Below are 13,974 nucleotides of genomic sequence, written 5' to 3'. Positions count from 1 at the left end.
TAGCACATGTAATATCTTTTAAAAATTTTTAGTAAGGAGGGGTTAAATTGTTAAATTACATCATTAGAAGATGCATTACTATTATTCCGTTATTAATTGCTATTTCAATTGTATCTTTTTTAGTGATTAAATTACCACCTGGAAGTTATTTGGAAACCTATGTAGCGGAAATGGAAAGAGTTGGTGGAGAGGTAACAGATGCAAGAATAAGTGCACTTAAAAAGCGTTATGGATTAGGTCAACCTGCCTACAAGCAGTATTTTAAATGGATTAGTGGTTTCCCTCGTGGAGATTTTGGTATGTCCTTTAAACAAGAGGTGCCAGTGACCCAGATAATTAAAGAAAGAATTGGTTATACGGTCTTAATTTCACTAGGCACTATCTTATTTACTTGGAGTTTAGCAATTCCTATTGGTATCTATGCTGCTGTACGCCAGTACTCAGTTTTTGATTATATCTTCACTTTTGTTGGATTTATCGGTCTTTCAATTCCTAATTTTTTATTGGCATTATTATTAATGTTTATTGGAGTTAAGTATTTTAATACAGATCTCAGCGGACTCTTTTCGATGGAATATATGGGAGCACCTTGGTCCTTCGGTAAATTTATTGACCTATTAAAGCATATCTGGTTACCAATAGTTGTTGTTGGAACTGGAGGAATGGCTGGACTTATTCGAGTTATGAGAGGACAAATGTTAGATGAATTACGCAAAGCATATGTTCAGACAGCTAGAGCAAAAGGGTTATCTGAATTAGTAGTTATTGTAAAACATGTAACTAGAATAGCTGTGAATCCAATTGTTAGTACAATCGGTTGGATGCTACCACGGATTATTTCTGGAGCTACTATTGCTGGAATTGTATTAGGTCTACCTACTGTTGGCCCTAAACTACTTGATGCTCTTAAATCTCAGGATATGTATCTAGCAGGTACAATTATTATGATGCAAAGTTCTTTAGTTGTGATTGGGACACTAATCTCAGATATTTTATTAGCAATAGTTGATCCTAGAATACGTTATGAATAGGAGGGAGAAAGATGGCAGAAAAGAGTAGTATTGCAGTAAGTGAAGATAATGTTGCAGTAGAAGAGCCGAAAAAGCCAGCTTCACAGTGGCAATTAATTTGGCGTGATTTTAAGAAGCATAAGCTGGCCATGTTAGGGATAGGAATATTATTGCTTATGTATACCTTTGCTATATTTTGTGGTTTCATTTCTCCGTACGATCCTAATAAACGTTTTACTGAATTTACGAATATTGCTCCAGCCGGGATTCATATTATAGGAGAAGAAGGTTTACAACGACCATTTGTCTATGGATTTACAAGTAAACGTGATCCAGAAACTTTATCTATGGTTTATAAGAAAGATAAAAGTAAGAAATATCCTATTGAATTTTTTACTAAAGGAGATACGTATAAATTTCTAGGATTATTTAAAACAGATATTCATCTCTTTGGTACAGAGCAAGGAAAAGTTTTTCTCTTTGGTACTGATGGTTTAGGACGGGACTTATTTTCTCGAACTTTATATGGCGCTAGACTTTCGTTATCAGTTGGTTTAGTAGGAGTTTTTCTTAGCTTGGTTTTAGGAATTATAATTGGAGGTATTTCGGGGTATTTTGGTGGTGTAGTTGATAATATTATTCAAAGAGTAATTGAATTTATACTTGCAATTCCTAAGATTCCTTTCTGGTTAGCTTTATCAGCAGCACTTCCACCAAACTGGTCAATTATTCAGACTTATTTTGCTATTACTATTATTTTATCTATTACTGGTTGGGTTGGTCTAGCCCGAACAATCAGAGGTCAGATTTTCTCTTTACGTGAAGAGGATTATGTTAAAGCAGCTAGGTCCTTTGGTGCTAAGGGAGGTACAGTTATCTTTCGCCATTTGATTCCAAACTGTATGAGTTATATTTTAGTTAGTGTAACTTTAGCAATTCCGGGGATGATTTTAGGTGAGACTGCTTTAAGTTTCTTAGGTCTTGGATTACGTCCTCCGGCAATCAGTTGGGGAGTATTATTAATGAATGCTCAAAATATACGTTCTTTAGCTGATTATCCTTGGTATTTCATACCAGCTGTATTTGTGGTAGTTACAGTATTAGCATTTAACTTTGTAGGAGATGGCTTAAGAGATGCAGCAGATCCACATCATTAAATTTTATAGTAAAGAAAGGGGGATTTAGACTTATGAAAAGTAACAATAAATTAGTAGAGGTTAAGAATCTTCGCACCTATTTTGATACAGCAGAAGGGACTATTAAAGCTGTTGATAATGTTAACTTTGAAATAAATCGTGGTGAAACATTAGGTGTTGTTGGAGAGAGTGGTTGCGGAAAAAGTATTACCTCTCTATCATTGATGAATTTAGTTCCTCAACCAAAAGGTTATATTAAATCAGGAACTATTAATTATTATGCAGAAAATGGAGTTGTAGATATTACTTCTCTTAATCCTCATAGTCGTGATATGAGAAGTATGCGAGGAAATGAAATGGCTATGATTTTTCAGGAACCAATGACTTCTTTAAATCCTGTCTATACTATTGGATCACAGATTATGGAGGCTGTTCTGCTGCATCAGGATGTAGATAAAGAAGAGGCTAGAGAAATAGCTATTGAGATGATTGCTAAAGTAGGTATTCCAGCCCCAAAACAACGAGTCGATGAATACCCTTATGAATTAAGTGGTGGAATGCGCCAGAGAGCAATGATTGCTATGGCTTTATCTTGTAATCCTAGTTTTTTAATTGCAGATGAACCAACTACCGCTTTAGATGTAACGATAGAGGCTCAGATTCTTGATTTAATGCAGGATCTACAGGAAGAGTTTAACACAGCAATTATGTTTATTACTCATGATTTAGATGTAATAGGTGAAATAGCAGACCGTATTATGGTGATGTATACTGGTAAAGTAGTGGAAACTGCACCAGTAGATGATATCTTTTATAATCCTAAGCATCCTTATACTAAAGGTTTATTAGCTTCTATACCCAAGGTAGGAAGAAAGAAAAGATTAACTCCAATTGAGGGTACAGTACCTGATCTTAATCAGTTACCTGCGGGTTGTTATTTTGCTCCCCGTTGTCCCCAGGCAACAGATAAATGTAGAAAAAAGATGCCACCAACCTTTAAAGTAGATGAAGATCACTCAGTCAAGTGCTGGTTGGCTGAAGAGGAAGGAGAGGAATCATATGAATGAAAATGATGTAATACTTGAAGTTGATAATCTAAAAAAACACTTTCCTATTCGTAAAGGTCTTCTAAAAAAAGTAGTTGGTCATGTAAAAGCTGTAGATGGTATTAATTTTTCAGTTAAAAAGGGAGAAACTATTGGTTTAGTTGGAGAAAGTGGATGTGGTAAATCTACTACAGGAGAGTGCCTTTTAAAGTTGACAACTCCTACTGCTGGAAGTATTAAGTATTATAAGGATGGTCATGCTATAGATTTACTTGATGTAGATACAGCTAAATTAGATAAACTGAGAAGAGATATTCAGATGATCTTTCAAGATCCTAGTTCTTCACTTGATCCCCGCATGTCAGTTCGTGATATAATTGCTGAACCTTTAAGGGTCCAGAAGATTGGAACTAAAAGAGAAAGAACTGAACGAGTAAGAGAATTATTAGAGAAGGTTGGATTAAGTGATTATCAGATGAATCGTTATCCTCATGAGTTCAGTGGTGGTCAAAAGCAGAGGGTAGGTATTGCTCGAGCATTAGCTTTAGATCCTGAAATTATTATCTGTGATGAACCAGTTTCTGCTTTAGATGTTTCTGTGCAAGCACAAGTTTTAAATCTAATGTCTGATTTACAGGAAGAGTTGGGGTTAACTTATATATTTATAGCGCATAACTTAGGTGTAGTAGAGCATATAAGTGATCGGGTAATGGTCATGTATCTTGGTAAGCTTGTTGAATTTGCTGATGTAGATGATATTTATCAAAATCCACTTCATCCTTATACTGAGGCTTTATTAGGATCAATTCCTGAAGGTGATCCTCGTTCTTCAAGACAGAGAGTTAGATTAGAAGGTTCAGTACCGGATCCATCTAATCCACCACAGGGTTGTAATCTTGCTCCACGATGTTCTTATGCTAGAGATAAGTGTAAAATAGAGGAACCAATGTTGAAACAAGTCGGTGATTCCAAACATTATGTTTCTTGTCATTATGCTGAGGAGTTAGATTTATCTGGTCATAATGAACTAAAGGGCATTGAAGAGGAACAATAGAAACTTATCATCTATAAATAAAAGAAGGGGAGTTAACTATGAATAAATTAATTTTAAATGCTGATGTAGAAAAAGGAAAGATAAATAAAAATATTTATGGTCATTTTGCAGAACATCTAGGTAGATGTATTTATAAAGGAATCTGGGTAGGTGAAGATTCTGAAATCCCTAATACAGGGGGGATTAGAACTGATGTATTGGAAGCTCTAAAGAAGCTTGATATTCCTGTGTTAAGATGGCCTGGTGGTTGTTTTGCTAGTGAGTATCACTGGAAAGATGGAGTTGGCCCGCGAGAGGAGAGACCTGAGATTATTAATACTCTGTGGGGTGGAGTAGTAGAAAATAACCACTTTGGTACGCATGAGTTTTTTGATTTATGTGATAGGCTTGGAGCAGAGCCATATATCTGTGGTAATGTTGGTAGTGGTACAGTCCAAGAGATGCAACAATGGGTAGAGTATATGACATTTGATGGTCAATCACCAATGGCTGATTGGAGAAGAGAAAATGGTAGAGATGAGCCTTGGAAGTTAAAGTACTTTGGTGTTGGAAATGAGAACTGGGGTTGGGGCGGATTTATGCGTCCTGAGTATTATGCTGACCTCTATCGCCGTTATCAGACCTTTGTTCGTGATTATGGTGATAACGAGATCTATAGAATTGCTTGTGGAGCTAACGTTGATGACTATAATTGGACAGATGTTTTAATGAGAGAAGCAAGTGACTTTATGGATGGTTTAAGTTTTCATTATTATGTCCATCCAGGCGGCTGGGATAATAAGAAAGCTGCTACAGGTTTTGCAGAAGATGAATGGTTTGAGACTATGCAGAAGACACTACGCATGGACGAATTGCTAACAAAGCATAGTACAATTATGGATAAGTATGATCCAGATAAAGAAGTAGGATTAATTGTAGATGAGTGGGGTGGCTGGTATAAAGTTAAAGAAGGTACTAATCCAGGATTTCTTTATCAGCAAAATACACTTCGTGATGCTCTATTAGCAGGTGTAACCTTAAATATATTCAATGATCATTCTGATCGAGTACAGATGGCAAATATCGCCCAAACCGTAAATGTATTACAATCTATGGTCTTAACTGATAAAGAAAAAATGATTTTAACTCCAACTTATCATGTTTTTGAAATGTATAAGGTTCACCAAGATGCTACTTTATTATCTCTAGACTTACAATCTGAAGAATATAAATATAAAGATGAAGAGATTCCTGCAGTAAGTGCTTCTGCATCTAAAGACGATGAAGGAACAATTAATATAACTATTTGTAATATGAATCCTAATCAAGAGGTTAAAATCAATTCTAGATTAGCTGGTGTAGAAGGTAATCTAGCTGATATAACAGGTCGAGTTTTGACTGCTCCTGAATTAGATACTCATAATACTTTTGATAATCCAGAGTTAGTTGAACCTACTGAATTTACAAATGCTAACTTAACAGAAGATGGATTTGAAGTAGTATTACCTGAGAAATCAGTAGTTTTATTATCACTATCTTAATTATGTTGACCCCTTAATTTAATATATATATATCTACGGGTTGATTTATTCAACCTGTAGAATGTTTTTTCTTAAGATAGTATCTTTATTTATTATTTTTTTAATTTACTGAAATTTAAAAATAATAAAATGGTGTAATAATACATAACAATTATTTTTTAGTAAAATTACAATCAATGAGATTTATAATAGTTCTTAACGTATTGTTAAATAAAGAGAGGGATTATAATCTTACAAGTTAATAATCACTCCTCCTATAAGGGGGTGATAATTTAGAGTAGGTAGATTTAATTAATTTAGTAGGGAGTTTGGTTTTTGAGAAGGTACAGTAGAGGTGTTAGAAAATTAAAATATTATAAAAGGAGAGATAATAATGAAGAAGAAACTTGGATTATTGTTGGCGGTATTATTGATGGTATCAGCATTCTCAACAGTATCAATGGCGGCTGAAGTTAATGGTACATTTAGGACATTTGTAGAAATAGTAAATAGAACTAATGATAGTGGATGGGAATATAATCATACGAAATGGGTAATGAGTGATTCAACTTTCACTTCACCTGCTTGGAATGGTTTTAACTTTGATTTTGTATCTTGGAGAATTAGACCAGAAAATGGAGATCATAATGGAGAGATGGGAGTAGAGATTAGACCAGGTTATAATGCAACGACCGATTGGGGTTGGTATGGTGGAGAATTTATTTATGTACAAGGGAAAAATGGAGCGGCTGCAACTGGTTGGGATGAATACAAAGTAAATGGTTGGGTTGGATATGACTTAACTGATAAGTCAAGAGTACAGGTAAGAGCATTATATGCTAATAGAGCAGATACTGGTGCTTCTGAAAGAAATGAATGGATTGAAGCGGATTTTATGTATGCTCGTGATATAGCTGGAGGAACTAGTTCAACTGGGTTATTTTTAGCAGATAGTATGGATGATTTATCTTCTCAAGAGGTTAGATTATGGACAAATTTTGCTAAATATTACTCTGGAACAAAGATATTTGCAAAGCCTTATGCTGAAATAAGATATCATACAGATGATCTCAACAATTGGAAAAGTTATAAGTTTGGAATGTATGCTAATAGACCAATTGGATATGGTCTTCTTTTAGAAGCAGATGCTAATGTATATCAAGATTTTGATGAAACATGGTCTGGTAATACTGGCTATAGAGAAGTCTTCTTCAAAACAGGTGTAAGTTATAACTTTTAATTAGTATGATCAATTGCATATAATGAAAAGATTTAAGGGGCTGTTAATTAACAGTCCCTTAAGTTTAATATGATAGGAGGGAAAAAATGAAGAAGAAATTAAATTTTACTGTGTCAATGACAGTATTAATGCTATTATTAATAACTGTAGTTCCTGTTTTTGTAAATGCAATGTCCTCTGGGCCAGTGGAACAATCAGAAGAATCAGAGCAGACTAAACAAACAGATGCAACAAGTCTAGTAGCTCATTATACTTTTAATCAGAACTTAATGGATAAAACTAGTAATTTTGAAAAAGGTCAGGTTGTTGGCAATCGTATCAATAAGAAAGATGGTGGTTCAATTTCTTATGCTCAAGGAATGCGAGGTAAGTCTGTTGTTTTTAATGGTCAATCTGGAGTCCGTTTACCAGATGGTTTAATTAAAGATAATACTTATAGTGTAGCATTGTGGTTAAATCCTAAAGAAATCACACAATTTACTACTACTTTTTTTGGGGCTCAAGCAAAGGATCAGTGGATCAGTATTGTACCCAAAGGGCCAATAGGAGAAACAATGCTGTGGTCAGGAGAAAAGTGGTATGATGCACCAACTGGTTTGAAAATTCCAACAGACCAGTGGAGTCATTTAACAATTACTGTTAATCAAGGTAAAGTAAAAGTGTATGTTAATGGAAAGAAGAGATTTTCTGATTCAGGGTTTCCTGATGTCTTTACTAATGATAAAGCTAAATTTGCTCTAGGAGTTAATTATTGGGACGCTCCTTTTAAAGGTAAGATGGATGATTTACAGATTTATGATAGTGCTATTACAGTTGAAAAAATAAAGCATCTTGCTAAAGGAGCCCTTAAAATAAAAGAATCAGCTAAAGATGATATTGTAGTAAAGTTAGATAATAATGATGTATCAGTTCATGACCCTTCAGTAATAAAAGTAAATGGAAAATATTATATATTTGGTTCTCATTTAGGCGTAGCTAAATCAGAAGATTTAATCAATTGGCAACAGGTGGGAAATGGTTGGAGTAAGGATAATCCGATAATTCCTAACCCAGAAGTAGAATTAAAAGAAGCTTTAGAGTGGCCAAATCCAGATGCAGAAACCACTTGGGCTAAGGATGTTATTAAATTAAATGATAAATATTATTTATATTTTAGTACTGCTCATTGGGAATCTGCCAGATCAGCCATTGCTTTAGCTACATCTAATAATATAGAAGGTCCTTATAAGTACAAAGGTATATTGCTTAAAAAGTATGAAAATGGAGAGCCAAGTAAAGAACTTAAGGGAAAGCCATTTGATAATTCTATTCATCCAGGTGTGATTGATCCTCATCTTTTTTTTGATGCTCAAGGTAAGTTATGGATGGTATATGGTTCTTATTCTGGTGGAATGTACATTTTAGAGATGAATCCAAACACAGGATATCCTAAACCAAATCAAGGCTATGGTAAGAGGATCGCTGGTGGTAATCATGCTCCTATGGAAGGACCTCATATTCGATATAACCCACAGACAGAATACTATTATTTATTTCTTTCTTTTGGTACTTTAGCTGCAGATGGCGGGTATAATATTCGAGTGGCTCGTTCTAAAAATCCTGATGGACCTTATTTTGATCCTCAGGGTCATAATATGACTAAATTTATAAAGAAGGATATTAATGGTAGAAACTGGAATAACGCTGAACCTTATGGAGCTAAATTAATTGGTAATTTTGTATTTACTGAGTCTAATTTAGGTTATCTATCTCCTGGACACAATACAACTTATTATGATAAACAAAGTGGTAAAATGTATATTATTTTCCATACTCGTTTTCCTGGACATGGATCAATTCATCAAGTTAGGGTACATCAGATGCTGATGAACTCTAGAGGTTGGCCCGTAATTACTCCTCACCGTTATAATGGCGAAACTGTAAAAGCATATTCTACAAAAGAAGTAGTAGGTACTTATCAATATATAAACCATGGTCATGATATTCAAGCAACATTTGGTAATCCTGGTGGAGACATTAATCTATCGAAGAAAATAGAATTAAATGCAGATGGTTCTATTACAGGAGCAGTAAAAGGAACGTGGAAACTGACTGGTGATTATAGAGTTGCTATCACTATTGATGGTGAGACTTATCATGGTGCATTTTTAAGACAATGGGATCGAGGACTTAAGAAAAATGTAATGACATTCAGTGCTTTATCAGACCAAGGTATTACAATCTGGGGTAGTCAGCTTCCTCAGAAATAATTGATATATATAAGGTTAAGCTAATCAAAAATAGATAATTAGCTAACCCAAACCTTATTTTTATTCCAGTTCACTAAGACTCATTAATGAAAAATTTAGGAGTCGTTGCGAAACCCTCTCCAGCAATTACTAAAGGTATTATGGGGTTTTTGGACTGTCTTATAGTTTTTGTTCATATGCTTTGAATGAAAGGTAAAATAGATATGAATAAGCAAATCTATGATTTGGTTTATCTCATTTTACCTGGAATGAAATGAACAAAAATTATTTAAGGAAAAAGCCCCACAATGCCTGATTGAGAAATGCAACTATATATCAATTAAGTTACACTTTACTATAACTAAAGGAGGCAAAATATGAATCAGAAAAGAAAAACACTTTTATCATTAGTGCTATCATTTCTTTTAGTATTGAGCATAACTCCTGTTTTTGTAAAAGCTATGTCCTCTGGGCCAGTAGAACAGGAACAACCAGAACAATCAATAGAAACAGAGCAAGCAGATTCTTCAGGTTTAGTAGCCCACTATACATTTAATCAAGAGCTAACAGATCAAACTGGTAATTTTGAAGAAGGTAAAGTAGTTGGAAATAGAATTAATGAGGAAGATGGTGCTTTAATCTCTTATGGGGAAGGGAAGCGAGATCAAGCTGCTATCTTTGATGGTAAATCAGGGATTCGTTTACCAGATGGTTTAATTTCTAGTAATGTTTATAGTGTTGCTTTGTGGGTTAATCCTGCTAAGATTACTCAATTTACAACGACTTTCTTTGGGGCTCAAGCGAAAGACCAATGGATTAGTATTGTACCTAATGGGCCAATAGGAGAAACAATGCTGTGGTCTGGAGAAGACTGGTATGATGCACCAACTGGTTTGAAAATACCAACAGATCAGTGGAGTCATTTAACAATTACGGTGAATCAAGGTGAGGTAAAAGTTTATCTTAATGGTCAAGAGAGATTTTCTGACTCAGGATTTCCTGATGTATTTACTAATCAGAAAGCTAAATTTGCTTTAGGAGTTAATTACTGGGATGCTCCATTTAAAGGTAAGCTAGATGATTTGCGAGTTTATAATACTGCTATTAAAGCAGAAAGAGTAAAAAAATTGGCTAAGGGTGCTTCAAAGATTAAAGAGCCAGTTGAAAATAAGACTAGAGTAAAGTTAGATCAAAATAGTGTAGCAGTTCATGATCCAATGATTATTAAAGACAAAGGAACATATTATGTCTTTGGTTCTCATTTAGGTGCTGCTAAGTCAGATGATTTAATTCATTGGAAATCAATTTCAAATGGTTTTACTGTAGATAATCCAATTATTCCTAATCCTGAACAAGAGTTAAAAGAGGCTTTAGAATGGCCTGAACCAGATGCCGAAAGCACTTGGGCCAAAAGTCCAATCAAGTTAAATGGTAAATATTATCTATACTTTAGTTCTAGTACTTGGGGAGCAATAAGATCAGCTATTGGTTTAGCTATAGCTAAAAATATTGAGGGGCCCTATGAATATCAAGGATTGGTAATTAAATCATATAAAAAAGGGCAAGAAAACTTAGAAGGTGTCTCTCATAATCCTAATGTTCATCCTAATGCTATTGATCCCCAGGTATTTTTTGATGATCAAGGTAAATTATGGATGACATATGGTTCTTATGCTGGTGGAATTCATATTTTAGAGATGAATTCTCAGACTGGTAAACCTTATCCTAATCAAGGTTATGGTAAAAGAATTTTAGGTGGGAATGAAGCTCCAATAGAGGGATCTTATATTCAATATAATCCAAAGACAGAGTACTATTATCTGTTTGCATCTTTTGGTACTTTAGCTGCTGATGGGGGATATAATATTCGAGTATTTCGTTCTAAAAATCCCGATGGTCCGTATACTGACCCTCAAGGGCACAATAGTGATTATCAAGGAACTAATGAGCTAGACTTTGTTAAAAATAATATTGATGGACATAATTGGGAAAATGTTGAGCCATATGGAGCTAAATTAATTGGTAACTTCTTATTTCAGGAGTCTAAGTTAGGTTATCTTTCTCCAGGGCATAATTCAGCTATTTATGATGAAGTGAAAGATAAAATGTTTATTGTATTTCACTCACGTTTCCCTGGTCAAGGAGGAAGACACCAAGTTAGGGTACATCAGATGCTGATGAACTCTAGAGGTTGGCCTGTAATTACTCCTCATGTTTATCGAGGAGAAACTGCTAGAAAGTATTCTACAGAGCAAGTAGTAGGAACTTATCAGTATGTCAATCATGGCCATGATATTCAAGCTACTTTTGGTAATCCTGGTGGAGATATTAATCTATCGAAGCAGATAGAATTAAATGCAGATGGTTCTATTACAGGAACAGTAGAAGGTAGTTGGAAAATGACTGGTGATTATAGAGTTGACATTACTATCGATGGTGAGACTTATCATGGTGCATTTTTAAGACAATGGGACCGAGGACTCAAGAAGAATGTAATGACATTCAGTGCTTTATCTAAGCAAGGTGTGACAATTTGGGGTAGTGAGATACCAGAATAGTTGATAAGCGAACAAATGAGAATTGATATTGGATAATTGAAACCAAAGTTAAAATATTTGTATTCATATATTAAAGATGTATTGGATTTTGATTTTAACTAGTTATTTACAAAGTTAGGCAAGTATAATTTTATAAATTTTATAAAAATTGCTCCCAGTATGAATTCTTATATTACTTTTCATTATGGAGTGATTTAATGAAATTATTAAGCAAAAAGTTATTGATTATTTGTTTATTGTTATCTTTAGTTAGTGTTTTGGGAGCTTGTAGTTCAGATGATGCTGATACAGCTAATAAGGTACCATTAGATCCTAATAGTACAGCTGTCCATGATCCTTCAGTAATTAAGGTTAATAATACCTATTGGGTTTTTGGATCTCATTTAGCTTCCGGCTATTCTAATGATTTAATTAGTTGGGAACAATACAGTAGTCATGTTCATGATGATAATCCCCTTATTCCTAATGTTACCGAAAAGTTAAGTGCAGGATTAAATTGGGCACAGACGAATACTCTGTGGGCCCCTGATGTAATTCAACTTAAAGCAGACGGTAAATACTATATGTACTATAATATGTGTGAAGGTAGTTCTCCTAGATCTGCTCTTGGTGTAGCTGTAGCAGATAATGTGGATGGACCTTATAAGAAGAAACAGTTGTTATTAAAATCAGGAATGGCAGGAGATAATCAGGATGGTACTCTTTATGATGCAGAGATATATCCAGGTGAATACCATGCTACTCAACATCCTAATGTAGTTGATCCAGATGTTTTCTATGATCAAAATGGAAAACTATGGATGGTATATGGTTCTTATTCAGGTGGAATCTTTATTTTAGAACTCGATCCAGCAACAGGTATGCCTAAGCCCGGACAGGGTTATGGTAAGAAATTATTAGGTGGCAATCATAGTAGAATTGAAGCTCCATATGTGTTATATAGTCCGAAGACAGATTACTATTACCTTTTCTTAAGTTATGGTGGACTTGCTTCAGATGGAGGCTATAATATTAGGGTTGCCCGTTCTAAAAATCCTGATGGTCCTTATTATGATGTGCAAGGTCATAATATGATTAATGCTCATGGAGATACTGCTTTTGATGATGAAGCAATTGAGCCATATGGTGCTAAATTAATTGGTAACTTTAAATTTTTTGAATCAAACCTTGGTTATGTTTCTCCAGGACATAATTCGGCATATTACAATCAGGAAACTCGCAAGATGTATGTTATCTTCCATACTCGTTACCCTGGTCATGGAGAGCGACATCAGGTTAGATCACATCAAATGTTAATGAATTCAAAAGATTGGCCCGTAATTACACCGCATAATTATACGGGAGAAGATGTAGGAGTATATTCTGAAAGCGATGTAGTAGGAACTTATCAATATGTTAATCATGGTAAGGATATTCAAACTGGAGATGGGAATATAACTAAATCTAAGAATATAAAGTTGCTTGCTGATGGTACTATTACAGGAGCAGTTGAAGGAACTTGGGAATTAACTGGTGATTATACAGTTAATATTACCATTAATGGTAATACTTATTATGGAGTATTTTTAGAACAATTAGATAGAGGTCTTAGAGAAAATGTAATGACTTTCAGTGCTTTATCTAATCGAGGAGTAACAATTTGGGGTAGTCAGATTCCTCAATGATTTTATATCATGAGCACTAGGTTATGAATTAAACCAATAAATTGTATAATTAAACCAAAATTTCTAGGTTGCAATTAGTACAATTCTTGTTTTATAAAAGTTTGAGTTGATTTTATTAATAAGTTACTAGTGACAGGAAAAACAGAAAATTTAAAAATCAATTCATCACATAATGTAACATATTTGGTTTTGGCTTTTTAGAGCAAGGGAATATTAGTCAAAGATTATGGAAATGAAGAATATAGAGAAGAAGTAGAAAAAACTTTTGGTGATTCTATTTATCTTGGTGTTATTGATTCTCATATTTTCCTTAATAATTAATCAATGGAATAGAAGGCTAAAAAGGAATGTGAGTGCCTTTAGTGCTTTATTTGAAAAAGTAATTTTATAAATCTTTAGGTCTAATTTAGTTTAAGCTTATAGCCATTAAATATTAAATGTGGCTTAATTGATATATAGTTTAACTTTTAGATTTCTGAAAGAGGATTTCTCACTAGATGAATTTCTCAAAATTTGTCTAAGCTTACTTCCATAAAAAT

9 protein-coding genes are annotated in these 13,974 nt (G+C 34.1%); all 9 read left to right on the top strand.

The window, feature by feature from the left end; genetic code table 11:
• The first annotated feature begins 47 nt into the window (after positions 1–47).
• A complete protein-coding gene (locus tag HALHA_RS08480) occupies positions 48–1,031 on the top strand; it encodes an ABC transporter permease (protein ID WP_015327383.1) in 984 nt (327 codons plus the stop codon).
• Positions 1,032–1,042: 11 nt separating this feature from the next.
• Positions 1,043–2,167 carry an ABC transporter permease gene (locus tag HALHA_RS08475; RefSeq protein WP_015327382.1) on the top strand — a complete coding sequence of 375 codons (1,125 nt, stop codon included), beginning with the start codon at positions 1,043–1,045 and terminating at the stop codon, positions 2,165–2,167.
• Between the two features lie 32 nt (positions 2,168–2,199).
• Positions 2,200–3,213 (top strand): ABC transporter ATP-binding protein, encoded by a 1,014-nt coding sequence (locus tag HALHA_RS08470; protein ID WP_015327381.1) that lies wholly within the window; start codon positions 2,200–2,202, stop codon positions 3,211–3,213.
• On the top strand, positions 3,206–4,246 hold the full coding sequence (locus HALHA_RS08465) for an ABC transporter ATP-binding protein (protein ID WP_015327380.1): 1,041 nt from the start codon (positions 3,206–3,208) through the stop codon (positions 4,244–4,246). Before HALHA_RS08470 ends, HALHA_RS08465 begins: the two co-directional genes overlap by 8 nt.
• Positions 4,247–4,284: 38 nt before the next feature.
• Positions 4,285–5,766 (top strand): alpha-N-arabinofuranosidase, encoded by a 1,482-nt coding sequence (locus HALHA_RS08460; protein ID WP_015327379.1) that lies wholly within the window; start codon positions 4,285–4,287, stop codon positions 5,764–5,766.
• Between the two features lie 373 nt (positions 5,767–6,139).
• Positions 6,140–6,985 carry a hypothetical protein gene (locus HALHA_RS08455; RefSeq protein ID WP_015327378.1) on the top strand — a complete coding sequence of 282 codons (846 nt, stop codon included), beginning with the start codon at positions 6,140–6,142 and terminating at the stop codon, positions 6,983–6,985.
• Positions 6,986–7,071: 86 nt separating this feature from the next.
• On the top strand, positions 7,072–9,234 hold the full coding sequence (locus tag HALHA_RS13060; protein ID WP_015327377.1) for a family 43 glycosylhydrolase: 2,163 nt from the start codon (positions 7,072–7,074) through the stop codon (positions 9,232–9,234).
• A 356-nt stretch (positions 9,235–9,590) separates the two neighbouring features.
• Positions 9,591–11,771, top strand: coding sequence for a lipocalin-like domain-containing protein (locus tag HALHA_RS13055; protein WP_015327376.1), 2,181 nt, complete (start codon positions 9,591–9,593; stop codon positions 11,769–11,771).
• Positions 11,772–11,968: 197 nt separating this feature from the next.
• Positions 11,969–13,435 carry a glycoside hydrolase family 43 protein gene (locus HALHA_RS08440; RefSeq protein ID WP_015327375.1) on the top strand — a complete coding sequence of 489 codons (1,467 nt, stop codon included), beginning with the start codon at positions 11,969–11,971 and terminating at the stop codon, positions 13,433–13,435.
• Positions 13,436–13,974: the final 539 nt, after the last annotated feature.

The sequence above is a fragment of the Halobacteroides halobius DSM 5150 genome (assembly GCF_000328625.1).
GTDB lineage: Bacteria > Bacillota > Halanaerobiia > Halobacteroidales > Halobacteroidaceae > Halobacteroides > Halobacteroides halobius.
The sequence above is the reverse complement of the archived record's forward strand: the minus strand, read 5'-3'. Positions and strand labels throughout refer to the sequence as shown.